We start from the raw sequence: 20688 nt of genomic DNA on the forward strand, positions 1-20688 counted from the left end.
CGTCCGACTTTATCGTCCATGAGCCGTTTGGGTGCTCAAGGACACGTCCGTTTTGTGTTCATGCGTCGAGCTTCTTGAACACGAAACGGGAATAGGCGGCGTAGGAGAACGCGGCGACTGACACAACGGCAAGCATGGTTGCGATGAAGGGAGAAAAACCGGGCACCGCAATCAGAATGCCCGCGTAAAGCACGTAGTTCAGACCCGCACCGACCATCCCTACAGATGAGTAGCGCGTTCCCTCGTCAACAATCGAGCGTCCACTCGCGCCGAATGTGAAGGTGCGGTTGATCAGGAAATTGGTGATCATCGCGCATGCGATCGACACAATGCGCGCGGTGAACGGGCCAAGGCCTGTAAAGGTCAGCAAAAGGTACAGAACAACCACATCGATGATGAAGCCACTGCCGCCGGCGATTGCGAAACTCGAGACCCGGCCCCAACGGGAGCGCGCAATCCGGTCTCGAACGAGCGCAAACGCTTCGTTCGTCACGCCGCTGCTTTCGACTGAACTGGCTCAGGTGCCTCGCAATAGTAGATGTCGCGCCCGATATCATCGCAGACGAAGTGTTGCGGGATCGGATGGATCATCCGCAGAAGCGAGTGGCGATAGGGGAAGAAGTTGAAGTGTGGATTGAACGTGTAGCGGTACTCCCGCTCGCGGGGCACAACGATGATCAACTTGTGCCGGGCGACCCGCCGCAACTCAGCCAGTGAGGCTCGTAGCTCCAAGACGTGTTCAAGAACGTGCGTGCAGACAACGGTATCGAAGGCGTTATCGTCAAACGGCAGCGCTTCAATGCGCGCAGCGTGGTACTCGACGCCCGGGAGTTTGCTCGCGTCATCAATGACGAAATCGACGCCGACGACCCGCTGGAGTTCTGGATTGGCAGCGTTGATCCGGGTCAGCAGTGCGCCAGTTCCGCAACCGACATCTGCAACGCTATCCCCCACCACATCGCTGCAGATGCGCGTTATGCAGGCTTCCGAGTTATCGGTCCCCTCATGCACGCGTGGATGCTCGCGATAGAGCGCTTCATATTCGTCGTCGGTTAGAAAAGGGGCGCGCTCTCGGAAGCGTGCCAAGTCGTCGATGTGTGTGCCCCAAGCCAGTTTCATCATCGCCCGAAACATGGCTGAATCGCGCAACGCCGGTGGCACGAGTTCCTCCATGACATAGCGAACTCTGTTTGTTGTTTCCCGGTTCATGAGGCCAGCCCCTGTTTGGCCAATCCGCGTTTCGCGGATCGCTCTTCGCCAGGAGTGGTCGGGTGCCACTGTTCCAGCGCGAACTGGCCCGTGCTTATTTCAACTTGGCGCGGTTTCTGCGCGAGATAGACGAGGCGCTTGGCTTCCGACCGACCCAGTGCGACCGATTGAAGTATCAGCCCGGCCATGAAGGTAAGCACCGCCAACAACAGGATTCCAACCGCGCCGATCCACATCGGAACCCGGTTCACAAGGCCTGTGGTCAGATACTCGACGACGGGCGGGGTCATGAATGTCACGCTTGCCAGAAACAGGACCGCTGCCGCCCAACTGAACAGCCGTAGGGGTTGGGTTGCTTTCATGAGGCGCAGAAACATCCATGCGATACGAAAGCCGTCCTTGAAGGTCGATAGTTTGGACTGAGAACCTTCAGGCCTGCGGCCATAGGAAAGCTGCAACTCGCTGATTGGCAATTGAAGTTGACTGGCGTGAACGGAGATTTCGGTCTCTATCTCAAACCCGCCAGATACCGCTGGAAAGCTCTTCACAAACCGATGGGTGAAGGCACGATATCCGGAAAAAATGTCGGAGAAGTCCTCGCCGAACAAAGCCCGGTAAAACAGGTTGAAAACCCGATTTCCTAAGGCGTGGCCGCTTCGACCAGCATCCTGGTGAATTCCTGATCGGGCGCCGACCACCATATCGGACTTTTCGGTCAACAACGTGGTTATGAGGTCTGGCGCAGCGGCCGGATCATAGGTTCCGTCGCCATCAGCCATTACGTAGATGTCGGCATCAATATCAGCAAACATCCGTCGCACGACATGGCCTTTGCCTTGCCTTGGCTCACGCATAACTGTCGCGCCGGCGAGACGGGCGCGGATGGCTGTGTCGTCATTGGAGTTATTGTCGTAAACGTAGATGTCGGCCGTCGGCAATGCCGCGCGGAAGTCAGCAACCACCTCGCCAATCGTCTGGCCTTCATTGTGGCATGGGAGCAAGACAGCAATCCTCAGGTCGCCATCACCGTCCTGACGGTTTTGATGAGGTGGGCTCGGCGGCTTAAGGGCCGTGGCGGGCTTTGACTGGGACGCGGACATACACTTAACGCCATGCGGTGAATGGGTCATCGACCGGCGTGGCTGGCTCCGAAAGGTCTGCTCCAACCGGCCGCTTTACTATTTCTTGATCGGGTTAAGGTTAGGTTGCGGACAGGTTCACTTCAGAGCGATCCATGAGCGATATCTCGGCTGGCCTGCCAACTGCGGGCGCTAACAACCCTGACCAACGCCACGCCAAGCGGACATCGGCAGCGCTGTTTGCGCTTGTCGCCACTGCGATCGCGGTGATTGTCCAGTTTGCCGGCGGCGTCGCGCAGGTCCAATGGCTGGCAGACGATGGCATGCGTCTTGTCCAGGTGCGGGACTTGATCGCTGGCCAAAGCTGGTTCGACACCATGCAGTACCGCTTGGGGCCAGACGGCGGAACGCTGATGCACTGGTCGCGCCTGATCGATGCTCCGATTGCTCTGCTTGTGATCGGTATCAACGCATTGACGGGCGACCTTGCTCTCGCCGAGCGGGTCGCGGCTTACATTTGGCCCGCCAGCCTGATGTTCTTGGGCCTCTGGGCGATCGCAAGGGCTGCGCATGTAGCAGGATCGGATGCTGCGACCGGCACGGCTGTTGCAATTGGTGCGCTGACCTTTGTCTTACTGCCCGAGTTTCAGCCCGGAGGCTTTGACCATCATGGGGCGCAAATCGTCTTGGGGCTTTGGACGGTTGCGTGCCTGTTGGATCGCGAGGATCTGTACCAAACATACGCGTTAGCCGGTGTTCTCACGGTCTTAATGCTCGCGATTGGTATGGAAACGCTGCCCTATGTCGCCGCAATTGGCGTTTGGGTTGCGGTTGCATTTTGGTTGGGTTTCATCAAGCCGAAGCCGGCGCGCGCCTTTGGTCTGGCATTGCCGGTTGCTGGCCTGCTGATCTTCGTTTTGACCGTTTCACCGGATCGCTATGCGGCAGGAAGCTGCGACGCTTACTCACTGTTCCATCTAACCATGGCGAGCGTTGGTGGGGTCGGCTTGGCAGTCGCAACACTCATCGGTGCAGCCTCGATAAACCGGTTAGTGGCGCTAGGCTCAACCGCGGCGGTTCTGCTCGCCCTTGCGTTCACAGTCTTTCAACCTTGCATTGCCACCCCGCTTGCCAGTCTTCATCCGATGATGGAGCGCTACTGGCTCGATACAATCATCGAAGCGCAATCCATCGTTGAGGTTTGGAAACAGCAAGCGGCGCTTGTCTTGGGCTATCTTGGCCTGCCGGTTTTCGCTTTGCTTGTCGCAGTTCCAGCGTGGTTGCTGCGCGAGCCCTCAGATGATGCGCGCGTGGCCGCAAGCCTTTACGCACTCCTCCTGATCACGACTGTGGCTGTTTCCCTCTGGCAGGTCCGCGCGTCCGTCTTCGCGCTCGCGTTTGCCTTGGTGCCAATGGCGTTGCTGGTAGTCGGTGCCCGCAAACGTTATGAGCGATCGCGCTCCTTTGGCGCCTTGGGTGGTCTAGTTGCGGCTTGGATGGTCTCGTTTTCTGCGCTTTGGTGGGTACCAAGCGCTGCAACACAATCGACCGCAGGCAGCGACTTGGCAGGTGATATCGGCTTGTCGCAATGTTTCCAGGCAGACGATATAGCGTATCTCGCCACGATACCGTCGTTTTCCGGAACCCCCGTCATGCTGGCCGCGCGCTTCGATGCAGCGGTGCCGCTTTTGCTCGGCACTGGCCATCGTGTGTTGACCGGCAACTACCATCGCAACGCGCCGGGCAATTTGGCATGGATATCCATGATGATGGCTGCTCCCGAGGAGGCTGCGGTCATAGCGCGCCGAAACGAGGTCACCCACATCGTCGATTGCGCAGGCGCATGGGAAGGCGATGTGTTTGCCGCCGATGCACCAAATGGGCTGCAGGCATCACTTAACGCGGGCAACGTGCCTGACTGGCTCATGCCGCTTCCAAGTGATCATGAGAGCCAGTTGAAAGTCTACGAAGTGAAGACGGAGGCTCCGTAACTGCGAGGGCTTACGTGTAGCTTAGGTTGTCCGCAGGCCGAGAACCTTGACCACCCACGTCATGCGATCGTGTGTGGATTGCTAAGCTGTTCCAACCAGCAGTCGTTCTATGTTGTCGATGGGTTCAACGAACTCCACCGCAAGGCCGTCGTCAGTGTGACGTACAACGTGAGCGTCCACCTTCCTATGATCTGAGAGTTCAAGCTTGAGGTGATGGCCGATCGGCAGAGTGGCTATGTCTGTGAGCCGTGCACCGGTTGCGCTTATGTCGACGAAGCGAACATGGTCACGCCGGCCGCCATCATCGATGGCAACCACCTCGCTCAATGCCATACGGAGCGCTTTGCGGCGAGATTGTACGTCGGCAGCGACCCGCTCGATGAAGTGTTCGACTTCCTTCGACATGCGCGACGTCGCCGAAGACAAGACGTCAGCCGCCGTGCGTACAGAGTTTGCTTCAGTGCTGGTGGCGTCGATAGACCCTGAGACAGCCTGAACACTGCTGAGGACGGTAGCCGTTCCCCCAGAGGCGGCTGCGACCGACTGGGCAATTTCATGCGTCGCGGCCTGCTGCTGTTCAACCGAGCGTGCAATCGCTGTGGTAAGCTCCTGAATGTCGGCGACCGCTGCGGTTACTTCGCTGATTGAAGCGACAGTTTGCTGCGTTGATCCCTGAATATCGGAGATGTGGGTGCCAATTTCCTGGGTTGCCTTGGCGGTCTGGTTGGCAAGCGCCTTTACTTCGCTCGCCACGACTGCGAAGCCCTTTCCGGCTTCTCCTGCCCGAGCCGCTTCTATGGTCGCGTTAAGCGCAAGCAGGTTGGTCTGCTCGGCGATGTCGCTGATTAAACTGACGACTGCGCCAATCCGGTCGGCTGCGGTGTTAAGTTCGTTTACTTGCTGGTTCGACGTCTCCGACCGTTTCGACGCGTCGATCATGCGGCTTTGCGCTTGGTCCGTTTGGCGGGCGATTTCGGAGATTGACGCTGACAGCTCTTCTGCCGCCGCGGCCACCGTCTGAACATTGCCGTTCGCATCGCCTGTGGCTGTATTGGCCACAACGGAGTTTTGAGCAGCCTCATCTGCGAGGCTGTTGAGCTTTTCGGCTGTGCTCAGCAAGCACCCGGCTTGCGCACTGACTTCCTGGGTAGAACCGTCCAACGCAACGGAAAACTCTTTGATCAGCTGCTCCATATAGGCTTGGCGATGCTTTTCACGGTCGCGTTCTTCCAGCGAATTAACTTCCAGTTCAGCCCGCTCAAGGGCGTTCGACTTGAAGACCTGAACCGCGCGCGCCATGTCGCCGATCTCGTCGCGACGCTGTTGACCAGCGATCGTCAAATGCGTGTTACCGGAAGCCAGTTGGCGCATCTGCCCAGCGAGAGATGATAGTCGTCCGGATACTTGAACTTGGCTGTAGTAGAGCTGCCCACCACAAATCAGAATCACGAGCGCCAGAATGGCAGCAAATGCCAAGAACCGGTCCCATACGGACGCACCATATTGGTCGAGGAAAGCCGTTGTCTGTTCTCCGGCCAAAATGGACAGGTTGACGGCCACATCCAGAGCCGCGGTCGATTCCCCAAAGAATTCCTCGAATGTGATGGGATAGGGGCCAGAACTTACATCGTGCGCAAGCAAGCGCTCGCGGGTTGCGCGGTAAGTTTCGAAGTAGGCTGTGTCCAACTGCTGGATCTGTTGGACCATGGAAGACCCAAGTCCCTCGAACGCGCCAAGTGCACTGAGGCGCTCCATTGCGGTTTGTGCCCGGTTATGCAGCTGCGCCATTTCCGCTCGGCGTGGCGGCGATATTGGTTCGCCGGTGGCGGTTGCAATGGCCAGATAGGTCCGCTCCTGTCCCCCATATTCGCGAACTGCCCAAGCCTGCCCCTGTATCTCAAGCAAGGTTTGCAGTCGGCTGGAAACGCGCATTCCGTCACTTCGGAGGTAGGACGGGACCGTTGTGAAACGGATGATTGCCGCTTTCAATTCCGACGGTAGGGCGTCGACAACGGCAGGGTCGCGTTGGTCTCGAGGTAGCGCCAGCAACGCATCGGCACGCTGCCGAATTTCCGAAATCGCTTGTTCGGCTGCATCCAACTCGTCGAAGACACGCTGAGCAACAGCCGGGTCGATATCGATCAGCGATAGTTTGGCCCGTGTGTCTTCAAGGCTTTCGGCAAAGGTGGCGCGCTGCTGGTCGATCAATTCCCGAAAGGGAGCTGCAATCGCTGTCGGCAGGTTCAATGTGACCTGCATCACCGAGCGTTCAAGCGAAAGCTCGATGGTTCCTCGGTTCAGGACGCTTCCGGTTTCAATGATCTTGCCTGTGTTGAGCTGCTGAAGCTTTTCTGAGCGCAAAATCATCAGCTCATACGCGACGACCCCAATGAACATCAAAGCGAGGGTGAGGGAGGTCGCAAGGCTGGTCTGGCGAATGTTCATTGAAAGCAACCTGATCGTCGATTTTAGGGGTTATTACGTAAGCGGCATGGACTTACGATCGATCAGTTTTGGCTAATTTTATGTAAACTACCGAAGCAAACCTCTTTGAAACTGGGCAGTCTCGTTCTGTGTTTTGCTTGCCTACACGCGACCAAAAGGTGTCGTCGTCAGCAGGGGCCTGGTTCCCAAGAATCCTCAAACTCGGCCTTCCCGGTGTCGCCCAAGCCGAAGCACCCCAAGTCGGGACGTTCGCGAAGCCGCTATGCCCGCCTCAGTCTCAGTCCGCGCGGGTCGCGGGCCTGTAACCACCGAAGGAACGCATCGGGATCCAAGGGCTTTGCGATATGATGCCCTTGAGCGTATTTCACACCCGCCTCACTGACCAGCATCATGTCATGCTCAGTCTCAATACCCTCTGCAACGGTCTGCAGGTTGAGTGAGCGTGCCAGAGAAACGATGGCATTGAGGCAGACGGCCTTGGCCCGGTCGGTTGCAACACCGTCGAGGAAGGCCTTGTCGATCTTCAGTTCGGTCAGCGGGAAGGTGCACAACTGCTGAAGGTTCGAGTTCCCCGTGCCGAAGTCATCGATTGAGATGGCGAAGCGACGTAGCCGCAGTCTGGTCAAGACCTCCATGGAGCCTGGGCCGTCATCGATGAGGTTGCGCTCCGTCAGTTCGAGCTTGATATCGCTGTTGCGAACCCCGGCGCTGGCGGCGATTGCCGATATCCTGTCGGGGAAGTCCAGCTGACTGATTGTGTATGCGTCGGTATTGACTGCGATCTGGAGATCGTAGCCCGCGGACTTGCAGGCCACTTTTGTTGCAAGAGCATCGGTGAGGATATGCTCCGTCAGCTCTGGAATCAGTCCGGCCTGTTCCAACGGCGGTACAAATGCGTCAGGCAGTATCGGACCATGAACCGGATGGTTCCAACGCGCCAAGGCTTCCGCTGACACGACCTGCCCGCTCTCACATTCAACGACCGGCTGGAGGTGCGCGCGGATCTCACCTTTTGTGAGCGCTTCCCGAAACTCCTGCTCGGTTATGGGGGTCTGCCGGCTTGGCTGTTGGCCGATAGTGGGCTCCGCCGACTGTTCGAGCACGTCTTCAAGTTCGGAATGATTGATAGGCTTGGCAATTTTGCCCAGCATCGCCAAACCCTGCGCCTTGGCCAAAGCGTGTGCAGAGCGAAGGATGGTCCCGTCTTCGCCACTGATGATGATGATAGGCGTGCTGAAGGCCTGTTCTGCGAGTATGCGCAGGAATTGAAGTCCATCGACATCTGGCATGTTAAGATCGCACAGGACAAGGTCGATCTCAGGGTGGTCCTGGATCAGCCCCAGCGCTTCAAGAGCACTCGTCGCCGTCAGGACGTTTTCAGCTTGCCTGCGTTTAAAGAAGGCCTTGCACACCGCCAACAGTAACGGGTCGTCGTCAACGACCAGGACGGTCTTGTAGCATTGTGCACCAGCCTCTGCGCGTACCGGCCTTGCTTGGGGATGCAGCGGGGCTTCGGTCGTCGCAGCTTTCAGGTTGGGCCCGAGGCAAGTGTGGTCAACAGTGTTCAACATTATTCCGCCAGCCTTATTGGTGAGCCGGCACGTCGGGTGCCGTCGGGAAGAGGGCGCAGCCGACCTTGGTCGTCAGTTTGAGACATGCATCGCAAGCGGCGCACAAGGCCCGCGAGCCGATCCTCAACATCGGGCGGTCGCCGAAGGTTGCACTGGTGGATGCAGGCCCGGCGGTCGTCGCCCAGTAGGTCGCTATTTGTACCATCATCGTCCCAACCAATTGCTCACTCGACGAGACGAGCGGGTTGCCCGGCACCACGGATACCCTCAGGCACTGGCACATCGGTTTCATCGTAGTTGGTGTTCAAAACCAAGTGCGCGCGGCCTGTAAGCTCCAAGCGATTGGTCACGATTGCCGTGTAGGCGGATCGGTCGCCAACGGTAATATACGATCTCACATGGAGCTCCGCCTTAGGCAGGTAGATTGTGCCCACCATCTTGTGAACGACGTTACTGGTGATCTCATTTCGCACGGTGCCTGACTGATTGCGGTCGGAAAAGAAAAGAAGGCCGGCCATGTCGCCGTCGAGCGGAGCTTCAAAAGAAACCCACGCAGCCGCGCCTATAAAGAACCGTGTTTCCGGACCGGCCAAATAGAACCCGGCATGATCGCCGATAACCGATGTCAGCGAATCAATGCGGAACTCGCCATCCTTGATCACATAGACCCCGGGCGAGAACCGTACCTGAGCAAAATCTGTGATCCGCAGTCCGCCACAGTAAACGCCAGGGCTGAGGGTGTGCCGCCCGCGGCGTACGACACGATCGGTGTAGTCGCATCCCGAGAAGGTGGGTGCAGCTCGGTGTAACAGGGGATCATCAAAGGTCGGACAATCGACATAAGGCACTGGGCTGAAGTTCGAATGACCGCCTTGAAATCCGCCTGCTGAACAGGTTGTCGACGCCGCCAAGAGGGCTCTACCTGAGCTTTCAATGCCCGCTGAACTCGTTGAGTTTGAGAAGACGGCGCAGTTGTTTCCGGTCACCCTTGATCGTGAGTCGAGGTAGATCGTCTCGGCTGAGCTGGGATGCAGACCAAGAATACAAAGATTGGGTTGCCCGATCGCCTGAGCTGCCCCCGATGCTCCAATTTCGACGCTTTGCATGCCAAGGATCTGACCGAAGGCGAGATCAACCTCCTTCGTGGCATCGAGGGAAACACGCATGCCATCCCGGTCAATCGAGGGCGCAAGCGATGGAGAGTTACCGTCATCTCCGAGATGAGCCTGGACAACCGAGCGCAGTACCGCCTCAACTGCACGGTCATCGGCGTTGGATAGGCTCATTTCGCGTGTTGCTGCCAGAACGGCCGCATCGACTGCGCCTTGCAGGCGCGATTTCTCTGCGGACAGGGACGAGTATTCGACGGCCGTTGCACCGAGCGCGACAGCCAAAGGCATCGCAACCGCTGCAACCACAACGACAGCGCCGCTTGACGCATGGCGAAAACGCTCTGCGATCTCCAAGAACGATGCAACCAAACGCATCGGTGAATGACGCTTCAGTTGATCACAGGAAACCCGCCGTGTCCGCGCACCGCGATCCTTCGTACCCATCTCGCTGCCCATTGCCCCACTAAGCCTTTCCATCCAACAGGCAGCGTTAGCAGGGCGAAATGATCGAACTGTAAAACGAGGCCCATCCGAGCAATCCATTTTGGGAGCGGCGTTAACCGCAGGTTGAAGGGATCGATCTACTTTTCGAAGTCCCGTTCGTAGCTCTGGCAGGACCATGGTTCGCATCCGAACAATCTGGACGAGGCTTGTCCTTGTTGTGTCCGTCACGATGCTCACCTCGGTTGTGATCGTCGCGGGTTTTTCGGTCGTGCGAGAGGCAGCGCGGTTCGCTCAAGCCCAGACCGACTATACGATCTCGGTGGCACGGGTCCTGGCCTCCACAACCTCAGAGGCGACGTCCCGCTTAGATGAACGGGCAGCTTTCCAAGCTCTTCGTGCCATAGCTGCATTTGACGATATCACCTTTGCCAGGGTTCAGCACCGCGATGGTGCGACGATCGCGCAGACAGGTACGGGTATTGTTCTCGCCTCGGACATCGAGGCATCCAATGAAAGGGACGCGTTGTTGGTGCTTGCGGGTCGGCCGATTGTCGTTAGCGTTCCGGTCCGCCACGCAGGTGAGACCGTTGGCGCCCTGACGGTGGTGTCACAGACCGACGCACTTTGGTCGCGCATCACTGAGTTCCTTGTCGATCTTGCAATGGCCAGTGCGTTGGCTGCCATACTCGGGATCGCTGCTGCAAGCACCATGACCCGCCGTGTGACCGCGCCGATCAACGCGTTAAGTGCAACGATGGCGCACGTTCGGCGTGAAAAAGACTTCTCAGCGCGGATCGAGAGGCAAAGTGACGATGAGACTGGCGAACTGACTGACGCGTTTAACGCGATGCTTGCCGACATCAGAGATCGTGACGAGCGGTTGCGCCGGCATCGGGATACCCTTGAGACTGAGGTGCAAGAACGAACCGTTGAACTGCGGCAGGCTAAAGAGGAAGCGGAACACGCCAACGCCGCCAAGTCGGACTTTCTCGCCACAATGAGCCACGAGATCAGGACACCTATGAACGGCATGCTTGTGATGGCGGAACTGCTTGCCAAGGCGGAGTTGCCTGCCAAACTCAGCCGCTATGCCGATGTCATCAACAAGTCAGGTCAGGGGCTGCTGACGATCATAAACGACATTTTGGATTTCTCGAAGATCGAAGCGGGTCAAATGTCCCTTGAAGAGGGTCATTGGGAGCCTCGCGATCTGACGGTCGATGTCCTTGATGTTTTCTACGATCGTGCGCGGTCAAAAGGCATCGATTTGGTTGCTCATGTCGACCATGCAGTGCCGCAATCTTTGGCTGGCGATCCGACCCGTCTGCGACAGGTGCTATCGAACCTGGTCAACAATGCCATAAAATTCACCGGCGATGGCGCGGTCGAACTAGAGGTCCGGCTCTCCCCTCAAGAAACGCACCTTTGGCTGATCGTGCGCGATACCGGTATCGGCATTCCTGAGGATAAATGTGCCACCATTTTTGAAGCCTTCTTGCAGGCTGACCAATCAACCACGCGCCAGTTTGGGGGTACTGGGCTCGGGCTCGCCATCGCGAAGCGTTTGGTTGAGGCCATGGACGGCCGGATTGCCGTGCGCAGTGTGGTTGGGGAAGGCTCCGATTTCTTCGTTGAACTGCCGATCAAAAACGCTGCGCCGGCACCGCAATGGGATTTGCTGGCCGATCTTGCGGGGACAGAAATCGTTCTTGAGCTGGGCGGCGGTGCAACGGAAGACTGCATGCGTGCCCATCTAGGGGACCTGTTGACTGCCAACGAAGATGCGCACAACCCAAACGCTCCTTCCCTTCTGATAACAACCCCCGATCGGATCGAGGTGCCGCGAGCTGTGGTGAGCGACAAGACCATCGTGCTGGCGGACGCAGGGGACGAGCAGGCGGATACGCTTATCAAACGCGGAACGTGTGATGCTTTGCTGATCGCCCCGTTTGGGCATCAGCGCCTGGCCGACAGCTTGAAGGTGGCGTTCGGATTGGCCAAGGTCGAGAGCACGACAAGCCTTCGCTCTGGGCAGACCTTGCCACAATGGAGAAATGTGCGGGTTCTGGTGGCCGACGATAGCATGGTCAATCTCGAGGTCGCGCGCGAGGCGCTGTCGCAGTTTGGCATTGACCCATATTGCGTGGCGGACGGCGCGTCCGCCCTCGCCGCAACCGAAACCCAGCGCTATGACCTTGTGCTGATGGATTGCAGCATGCCGGTTATGGACGGTTATGAGGCGACCCGCCGCATTCGCACGGCGATCGGTGGCAACGATCGCGAGCCGAAGCTGCCGATCATCGCGCTGACGGCGAATGCGTCGATCGCGACAGAAACCAAGTGGCAAGAAGCTGGCATGGATGGCTATCTTGCGAAGCCTTTCACCATTGCCCAGTTGCAGCAGGCTTTGCTGACGTGGCTGCCGAATTCCGCGGACCATGCAAACGATAGTTGGGAGCCGCCTGTTGACCCGAGCCCTTCGGTGACCGTTGGCGGACAAGCCGCGGAAGAGGCAGAGGGTCGCAGCGAGCTGGTTTGCGAGGAGGCGCTCCGCAGCCTTGAGGAACTGACAGGTGGGCTGACCGTTGATTTGTTTCAGCGTCTGATTGCCATTTACGAAGACAATGCGCCGGGCATCGCTCAGCGCATCGAAGAGACCGCCAGCGCACAGGACTATCCGCAACTTGCCAACGCGGCGCACGCGCTGAAGTCGATGAGCTACAACATCGCGGCAAGGAAGCTGGCAGAAACGTGCCAGACCATTGAGATGCTCGCGAAGGATGCCGACCCTGCGGCCTTCGAGCATACGGCAAACATTGGTCGTTTGTTGTCAGAGACAGTAAGCGCGCTGCACGCACGGGCTCGCCGATGGAATGAACCGGCTGAGGGCGAAGGCGTTATGCACGGCGGCCAGCGCGCTACCGGCTGATCAGCTCTTTGCCGCGTGGTGAACCGAGGTGAGATGCCATTTACTTCAATGGTTACAACACGTAAGCCTCACGGTCGAATGCAAGCGACAGGGCCTCTGAAAGACGTGGTCCGAACGGGCAAGCTGAGGCCATGGCGCAAGTAAAAGTAAAAACGATGGAAGAGTTCGCTGCACTCAGCGGGCTCTCCCGTCCAACGGTCTCGAAATATTTTTACGACCCCAACAGCGTTCGGCCGAAGACCCGGGCCCGGATCGAAGAAGCTCTGGACCGGTACGATTACCGTCCGAACGTTTATGCGATGAACCAAAACCGGGATTTGACCCGGACTGTCGGCATCGTGGTCCCGTTCCTTGCTGATCCATTTTTTTCTGAGATTTCGCGCAAAATCGAACTGCTATGCGTGGAAGCCGGGTTTCGGCCCCTGCTGTTCAGTTCGCATGGAGAGCGTTCGCTTGAAGTGGAAAACCTGAAGAGCTTGTTGGCCCTGAAACCTGCCGGTGCGCTGCTTGCACCACTTGGCCGGCACTCCGACCGCGAGATGATCGATGCGTTCTGCGGCGAAGTACCGACGGTTCTGTTTGACAGCAATCTTGAAGGCGTTGCCAATGCGTTCATCGGTACGGACAATCGCCAAAGCGTCGGCGTGATCGTGCGTTACCTTTGCGACAGCGGTGAGCCGCCATGCCTGTTTGAAAATCGGCGAGCACCCAATCCGAATGTTCGTTCGAAGATGGATGCATATGTTGCTGCGATGGAGGACTGCGGCCACGCGCCACAAATTGTCTACGCCGATGCTGATGGCTGGGATTTCGAACGCACCGGGTTCGAAGGCGGCCGCAGAGCGCTGATCGAAAGGGCGTTTAAATCCAATACGGTCCTGTGCGGTAACGATCGTCTCGCTGTCGGTTTCCTTGCTGCTGCCTACGAGCAGGGAATGCGGGTTGGTAAGGGAGACGGCTGCGCCCTCCGGGTTGCTGGGCACGACGATCATCCCTTCTCGCGGTTCACCTGTCCCCCGCTCACCACGGTCTCTCAGGATACTACTCGGATCGCCGAGCACTCCTTGCGGCTTCTGCGCGATCAACTCGCAGAACGGCATGTACGTCGTCCGGCGGACGCGCGCACAACGATCCTTTTTGAAGGCCAGATCGTCAATCGCGCGTCGGCCTAACGCGTTCCGTAGGCAAGGTTTTCTCCGCAAGCGCCGCGCGTTGAAGCACCTCGTAGGCCGGACAAAAAATTGACGCGCGTAAAATATGTTGACAGAGCTTTGGTCTCCTACGTACGGTAAGCGTGCAAAAAAAGAATGTCCGGGAGGGACCAATGAGCATCACCAAGAAGCTGTGCGCGGCCACAGCCCTAACGCTTGCCATGTCCGGCGGCTATGCCATCGCGCAGGACGCAACGATCACCATCGCCACAGTGAACAATGGCGATATGATCCGCATGCAAGGATACACAGACCAGTTTACGGCGGAAACCGGTATCAATGTTGAGTGGGTCACGCTCGAAGAGAATGTTCTTCGGCAGCGCGTCACGACGGACATCACCACCAATGGTGGTCAATTCGACATCATGACCATCGGCATGTACGAGGCGCCAATCTGGGGCTCCAACGAATGGTTGGTGCCACTGGATAACCTTTCCGAAGAGTACGATGTCGGCGACATCCTGCCGGCGATGGCTGGCGGCCTGTCCTACGACGGTACCCTCTTCGCAGCGCCGTTTTACGGCGAAAGCTCGATGGTCATGTACCGCACGGACCTGATGGAGGCTGCTGGCCTCGAAATGCCAACTGCTCCCACCTGGGATTTCATCCGCGAAGCGGCTGCGGCAATGACCGATCGCGATAACGACATCAATGGAATCTGCCTGCGTGGAAAGGCCGGTTGGGGCGAAGGCGGCGCGTTCATCACCGCTATGTCGAACTCGTTCGGCGCTCGCTGGTTCGACGAGGACTGGAATGCTCAGTTCGACACCGAAGCCTGGTCCAACACGCTCAACTTCTTCAAAGACATGATGGATGCGTCCGGTCCGACCGGGTATGCAACCAACGGCTTCAACGAAAACCTGTCGCTCTTCAACCAGGGCAAATGCGGCATGTGGATTGACGCCACTGTGGCCGCATCCTTTGTGACCGGCGACGACTCCACCGTTGCAGACTCTGTTGGGTTTGCCCTTGCGCCGGACAACGGCCTTGGCAAGCGTTCCAACTGGTTGTGGGCATGGGCTCTTGCGATCCCCGCTGGCACCCAGCAGGTCGAAGAAGCCACCACCTTCATCGAGTGGGCAACCTCGAAGGAATACATCGAGCTCGTCGCTGAGAATGAAGGTTGGGCCAATGTTCCTCCGGGAGCACGGCAGTCGCTGTACGAAAACCCCGAATATCAGGCGGTCCCGTTCGCGCAGATGACGCTCGATTCGATCCTGTCGGCGGACCCCAACGATTCCACGGTTGACCCTTCACCTTATGTCGGCATTCAGTTTGCAGCCATTCCCGAGTTTGCGGGCATCGCAACCGAAGTCAGTCAGGAATTCTCGGCTGCCTACGCGGGCCAGCAAACGGTTGAAGAGGCTCTTGCCAAAGCACAGGCGCTGACCAACGACGCAATGGAAGCAGCAGGCTACCGCTAGTCGTCCTTGCCAGAGGCTTTCTCGTAAAGCCTACGCGCATTCAAGCCGGAGGGCGGCGCCCTTAAGCCGCCCTCCGCACAGATTGACCTCCCCCCAGAATACCCACCGTCACCCTTTTGGACGGGCGCGATCCTTTTTTAGGGACCCGTGCCAGTCAACGCACGAAGTGTATTCAGAGGTATCGCCGAGAGGTTCTGCTATGGCCACCAAAGCATCTCGCTCCGCCGCTCGCATCATGATGGCGCCAGCCGTTGTCCTCCTATTGGGATGGATGCTCGTGCCGCTGATCATGACGCTATACTTCTCGTTCAAGCGGTACTTGCCGCTGCGAGGAGACAGCCTCGAACGCGGGCTCGACTGGGTGGGTTTTGAAAACTACGCCCGGTTCATCTCATCGAGTTCGTTCTGGCCGTCGGTTCAAACCACGCTGGTTATGGTTGGCGGGGTGTTGGTCATCACCGTGGTACTCGGCATCCTATTGGCGTTGTTGCTCAACCAGCCAATTTGGGGCCAGGGCGTTGTGCGCATACTCGTGATCGCGCCTTTCTTTGTCATGCCGACCGTTTCGGCACTGGTGTGGAAGAACATGTTCATGGACCCCGTAAACGGGATCCTGTCGCACTTGTGGCGCTTCTTTGGGGCCGAGCCGGTCTCTTGGCTGTCAGATGCGTCGTTGCAGTCGATCATCCTGATCGTGTCTTGGCAGTGGCTGCCATTCGCCACGCTCATCCTTTTGACCGCGATCCAATCATTGGACAGCGAGCAGCTTGAAGCCGCCGAAATGGATGGCGCGCCGCCGCTTTCGCGTTTCTGGTTTCTCATCCTGCCACACCTGTCGCGCGCAATCACGATCGTGATCTTGATCCAGACGATTTTCCTTCTGTCGATTTTCGCGGAAATCTTCGTCACAACCGGCGGTGCCTTTGGTACCCGGACGCTGACCTACCTGATCTTCCAGCGCGTCATTGACAGCCAGAACATCGGCCTTGGGTCCGCTGGCGGTGTCTACGCCATCATCCTTGCCAACATCGTCGCGATCTTCCTCATGCGGATCGTCGGCAAGAATCTGGACCGATAGGGGGATACGCCAATGGCACGTGCAATCACGACGCAACGCAAGATCGCGTGGACCGCCCTGGCTTGGACCGTCGGCCTGATCATCTTTTTTCCGATCTACTGGACGATCCTCACCAGCTTCAAAACCGAAGCCCAGGCGATCAACGATCCACCGCTGTTCTTCTTCTTTGATTGGACCCTGGAAAACTATGCCGTCGTGCAGGAGCGCTCGGACTATATGAGCTTCCTTTGGAACTCGGTCATCGTCGCCGGTGGTTCCACTTTGCTCGGCATCATCGTGGCTGTCCCGGCGGCTTGGTCAATGGCCTTCGTCCCCTCCAAGCGTACCAAGGACATTTTGCTTTGGATGCTGTCCACCAAAATGCTGCCCGCCGTGGGTGTGTTGTACCCGATTTCGCTGCTGTTCATTCAGTTGGGGCTTCTTGATACCCGCATAGGCCTCGTTCTGGTGCTGATGCTGATCAACCTGCCGATCATCGTGTGGATGCTTTACACCTACTTCAAGGAGATCCCGGGTGAGATCCTCGAAGCTGCACGCATGGACGGCGCAGGTTTGAAAGAGGAAATCCTGTACGTCCTCACGCCCATGGCCGTGCCGGGGATTGCGTCCACCATCCTGCTGAACTTCATCCTCGCTTGGAACGAGGCGTTTTGGACGCTCAACCTGACTGCTGCCTCAGCCGCCCCCCTGACGGCCTTCATTGCGAGCTACTCAAGCCCCGAGGGCCTTTTCTTTGCCAAGCTGTCGGCGGCCTCCACCATGGCCATCGCGCCAATCCTCATCCTTGGCTGGTTCAGCCAGAAGCAGCTCGTGCGTGGCCTCACGTTCGGCGCCGTCAAATAAGGACCTACGATCATGGGAAACATCGTGCTCGACCAAGTGGAAAAGTCCTTCGGCAATGTGAAGGTGATCCATCCGCTTGACCTGGAAATCAATGATGGCGAGTTTGTTGTCTTTGTTGGTCCGTCCGGTTGCGGAAAATCCACCCTTTTGCGGCTTATCGCCGGCCTTGAAGACATGACCGGTGGACATATCCGCATCGACGGCAAAGACGCCACAAACGTACCGCCGGCAAAGCGCGGCCTCGCGATGGTGTTTCAGTCCTACGCACTTTATCCGCACATGTCGGTCCGCAAGAATATCGCCTTTCCGTTGCGTATGGCCAAGATGGATCAAGCAGAGCAGACCAGGCGTGTTGAACAGGCTGCCGCCGTGCTCAATCTGACCGACTATCTCGACCGCCGACCGGCGGCCCTTTCCGGTGGTCAGCGCCAGCGCGTCGCCATTGGTCGCGCGATTGTTCGCGAACCTTCCGCGTTCCTGTTTGACGAACCCTTGTCGAACCTTGACGCAGCTTTGCGTGTGGGCATGCGCTTAGAAATCTCCGAGATGCATGATCGGCTCAAAACCACCATGATATACGTGACCCACGATCAGGTGGAGGCCATGACGATGGCCGACAAAATCGTTGTGTTGCAGGGTGGCGTCATTGAACAGGTCGGTAGCCCATTGGAGTTGTACCGTGCGCCGCGCAACAGGTTTGTTGCGGGATTTATCGGTTCGCCGAAGATGAATTTTCTGGAAGGTGAGGAAGCCGCAAAGCACAGCGCGCACACTATCGGCATCCGCCCCGAGCACCTCACGCCTTCGGCAACGGAGGGGCCGTGGAAAGGCACAATCGGGGTCTCTGAGCATCTGGGTTCCGACACCTTCTTCCATGTCCATATGGAGGGCCGGGCGGAGCCGATCACGGTGCGTGCGGGCGGCGAAGTGGACATGCATCATGGTGATACAATATTCCTGACACCGGACGCCGAGCGGGTCCACAAGTTCAGTGCCGAGGGCCTTCGGATCGAGTGATGCGGCTTGCAGGGAAGAACGCGCTCATAACAGGAGCCGCTCGGGGTATCGGACTTGCCTTTGCGACGAGCTACGTTGCGCAGGGAGCGAAGGTCTGCATCGCGGATATCGATTTTGATCGAGCGCAGAAGTCCGCTGAAGAAATTGGAGCTTCGGCGGTGCGGATGGATGTCAGCAACCCCGAGAGCATTGATGCAGGGGTCGGCGAGGCTGTGTCACAACTCGGGTATATCGATATCCTGATCAACAATGCCGCGATCTTCACCGCTGCTCCGATTACCGAGATCAAACGGGAAGACTACGACCGCACCTTCATGATCAATGTTGCCGGTACACTGTTCACCATGCAGGCCGTTGCCCGCCATATGATTGATCGCGGAATCAAGGGTAAGATCATCAACATGGCTAGCCAGGCGGGCCGCAGAGGCGAGCCGCTTGTGGCAGTCTACTGTGCCTCAAAGGCAGCGGTGATCAGCCTCACGCAGTCCGCAGGCCTCAATCTCATTAAGCACGGCATCAACGTCAACGCGATCGCGCCTGGTGTTGTCGATGGAGAGCATTGGGAAGGGGTGGACGCGCTGTTTGCGAAGCTGGAGAACAAGCCTGTCGGCCAGAAGAAAAGGGAAGTGGGGGCGAGCGTTCCGTATGGGCGCATGGGTCGTGCCGAAGATCTGACAGGGATGGCTGTGTTCCTCGCTTCGAGCGAAGCCGACTACATCGTTGCGCAGACTTACAACGTGGATGGTGGCCAATGGATGAGCTAGCGTCCAAGCCTGACGGTCAGCATCTTCAGCTGTGCAACGATATGTTGGACCAGCTGCCCGCGAGCATCGAACGGCCGCGCTACGATCGGGCACAGCTGACCGCCGGTATTGTTCATATCGGCGTCGGGAACTTCCATCGCGCGCATCAGGCCTGGTACCTTCACCGGCTCATGCAGATGGGCGAGGCGTATGACTGGGCGATCATAGGCGCAGGCGTCCGCCCTTATGATACCAAGATGCGTTCAGCGCTGCTGGAGCAGGATTGTCTAACCACCCTCATCGAGCTCGACCCGTCGGCGACATCAGCGGAAATCGTTGGTTCAATGAGCGATTATGCGCCGGTCGAAGACGGCAATGGCGCCCTTATCGCTCAACTGTCCGATCCTTTCATCCGCATCGTGTCACTCACGGTGACCGAGGGCGGCTATTACATCGATCCGGCGACTGGGGCATTCGATTGGCAAGACCCCGACATTCAACACGATGCAGCGAACCCTGCCGCACCACGCACAGCTTTCGGTGCGATCATTGCAGCGCTGCGATTGCGCAAGGATGCGGGAGTAGGCCCCTTTTCCGTTCTGAGCTGCGACAACCTCCAGGGCAATGGTGCAATCGTCCGACAGACCATTGTGTCGCTCGCCCGTTTGAGCGATCCCGCGCTTGCAGATTGGATCGACGCCAGCGCGGCGTTCCCCAATTGCATGGTTGATTGCATCGTGCCCGCCACCGGGCCCGCCGAACGTGCCATGGTCAACCGTTTCGGTTTGGATGACGCGGCGCCCGTGACCCACGAAAACTTCCGCCAATGGGTGATTGAGGATGCCTTCTGCGCCGGGCGCCCGGATTGGGACAAGGTTGGCGCGACTTTCACGGACGATGTTCACGCCTATGAAGCTATGAAGCTGCGCGTCTTGAACGCTGGTCATCAGGTGCTCGCAAACGCTGGCGAGCTTCTCAGCGTTGAGACGATTTATGGATGCATGGCACATCCGGCTATCGGCCCGTTCTTTCATGATGTGATGGGGGCCGAGGTTCTTCCACATGTTGACCCGGTGCCCGGTATGACGCCCTCAGCCTATCTCGAGCTGATCTCGACGCGTTTTGCCAACCCCGCCATCCGCGATACGACACGTCGCGTGGCTTTTGATGGTTCATCAAGGCACACCGGTTTCCTCTTGCCGACAATCCGCGATGGTTTGGCAGCCGATGCACCCGTGGAAGGATTGGCGCTTGTCGAAGCGTTGTGGGCACGCATGTGCGAGGGAACGCGTGAGGATGGATCAACGATCGAGCCGAACGATCCGCATTGGTCGTCCCTGCAGAGCGCAGCTGGGGAAGCCCGGAACAATCCGATTGCATGGTTAGAGCAACAGGCGGTTTACGGCGACTTGTCCCGGAACAGGCGGTTTGCGGACTGTTTTGGTCGCTGGCTGCAAATGGTCTGGTCCGAAGGAACGAGGAGCGCAATTGAGCTCTACAGTACTACCAGTTCATCGGTGATCGGGCGCCAACAAGCACTCTAGTGGTTAGAGCATTACGCATGCGTACGCCTTGCGGTATCCATCCGCAGA

At 58.1% G+C, this 20688-nt stretch carries 15 protein-coding genes; 9 read left to right on the plus strand and 6 right to left on the minus strand.

The window, feature by feature from the left end; translation table 11 throughout:
• Positions 1-58 precede the first annotated feature (58 nt).
• From AAF739_08995 to AAF739_09005, 3 genes are read right to left on the minus strand one after another with little or no spacing between them, the layout of a single operon-like run.
• Positions 59-493, minus strand: coding sequence for a GtrA family protein (locus AAF739_08995; protein ID MEM6382796.1), 435 nt, complete (start codon positions 491-493; stop codon positions 59-61).
• Positions 490-1209, minus strand: a complete 720-nt coding sequence (locus AAF739_09000; GenBank protein ID MEM6382797.1) for a class I SAM-dependent methyltransferase — start codon at positions 1207-1209, stop codon at positions 490-492. The genes AAF739_08995 and AAF739_09000 overlap by 4 nt, the downstream gene beginning before the upstream one ends.
• A complete protein-coding gene (locus AAF739_09005; GenBank protein MEM6382798.1) occupies positions 1206-2309 on the minus strand; it encodes a glycosyltransferase in 1104 nt (367 codons plus the stop codon). The genes AAF739_09000 and AAF739_09005 overlap by 4 nt, the downstream gene beginning before the upstream one ends.
• Positions 2310-2443: 134 nt before the next feature.
• On the opposite strand from AAF739_09005, the gene AAF739_09010 reads away from it, so the two are divergent.
• Complete coding sequence (locus AAF739_09010; GenBank protein MEM6382799.1) at positions 2444-4279, plus strand: hypothetical protein; 1836 nt, start codon at positions 2444-2446, stop codon at positions 4277-4279.
• Positions 4280-4360: 81 nt separating this feature from the next.
• On the opposite strand, the gene AAF739_09015 is transcribed toward AAF739_09010, so the two are convergent.
• From AAF739_09015 to AAF739_09025, 3 genes are all read right to left on the minus strand, one after another.
• Positions 4361-6724 carry a methyl-accepting chemotaxis protein gene (locus AAF739_09015; GenBank protein MEM6382800.1) on the minus strand — a complete coding sequence of 788 codons (2364 nt, stop codon included), beginning with the start codon at positions 6722-6724 and terminating at the stop codon, positions 4361-4363.
• A 260-nt stretch (positions 6725-6984) separates the two neighbouring features.
• On the minus strand, positions 6985-8295 hold the full coding sequence (locus AAF739_09020) for an EAL domain-containing response regulator (protein ID MEM6382801.1): 1311 nt from the start codon (positions 8293-8295) through the stop codon (positions 6985-6987).
• 224 nt (positions 8296-8519) lie between these two features.
• Positions 8520-9782, minus strand: coding sequence for a pilus assembly protein TadG-related protein (locus AAF739_09025; GenBank protein ID MEM6382802.1), 1263 nt, complete (start codon positions 9780-9782; stop codon positions 8520-8522).
• Positions 9783-10026: 244 nt separating this feature from the next.
• Here AAF739_09025 and AAF739_09030 point away from each other — a divergent pair, with 244 nt between their 5' ends.
• The 8 genes from AAF739_09030 (at position 10027) to AAF739_09065 (ending at position 20640) form a co-directional block, all read left to right on the plus strand.
• Complete coding sequence (locus AAF739_09030) at positions 10027-12780, plus strand: ATP-binding protein (protein ID MEM6382803.1); 2754 nt, start codon at positions 10027-10029, stop codon at positions 12778-12780.
• 131 nt (positions 12781-12911) lie between these two features.
• Positions 12912-13952, plus strand: coding sequence for a LacI family DNA-binding transcriptional regulator (locus tag AAF739_09035; protein ID MEM6382804.1), 1041 nt, complete (start codon positions 12912-12914; stop codon positions 13950-13952).
• A gap of 152 nt (positions 13953-14104) precedes the next feature.
• Positions 14105-15415 (plus strand): sugar ABC transporter substrate-binding protein, encoded by a 1311-nt coding sequence (locus tag AAF739_09040; protein ID MEM6382805.1) that lies wholly within the window; start codon positions 14105-14107, stop codon positions 15413-15415.
• Positions 15416-15614: 199 nt separating this feature from the next.
• Positions 15615-16493: a sugar ABC transporter permease gene (locus AAF739_09045; protein MEM6382806.1), complete on the plus strand. Its 879-nt coding sequence runs from the start codon at positions 15615-15617 to the stop codon at positions 16491-16493.
• Between the two features lie 12 nt (positions 16494-16505).
• Positions 16506-17336 carry a carbohydrate ABC transporter permease gene (locus tag AAF739_09050; protein ID MEM6382807.1) on the plus strand — a complete coding sequence of 277 codons (831 nt, stop codon included), beginning with the start codon at positions 16506-16508 and terminating at the stop codon, positions 17334-17336.
• Positions 17337-17348: 12 nt separating this feature from the next.
• Positions 17349-18353, plus strand: coding sequence for an ABC transporter ATP-binding protein (locus tag AAF739_09055; GenBank protein MEM6382808.1), 1005 nt, complete (start codon positions 17349-17351; stop codon positions 18351-18353).
• Positions 18350-19117, plus strand: a complete 768-nt coding sequence (locus tag AAF739_09060; GenBank protein ID MEM6382809.1) for an L-iditol 2-dehydrogenase — start codon at positions 18350-18352, stop codon at positions 19115-19117. Before AAF739_09055 ends, AAF739_09060 begins: the two co-directional genes overlap by 4 nt.
• The gene (locus AAF739_09065; protein ID MEM6382810.1) at positions 19105-20640 is read left to right on the plus strand and encodes a mannitol dehydrogenase family protein; all 1536 of its coding nucleotides are present in this window, start codon (positions 19105-19107) and stop codon (positions 20638-20640) included. The genes AAF739_09060 and AAF739_09065 overlap by 13 nt, the downstream gene beginning before the upstream one ends.
• Positions 20641-20688 lie beyond the last annotated feature (48 nt).

The organism is Pseudomonadota bacterium (assembly GCA_039024915.1).
In the GTDB taxonomy this organism is placed as follows: domain Bacteria; phylum Pseudomonadota; class Alphaproteobacteria; order Rhizobiales; family MH13; genus MH13.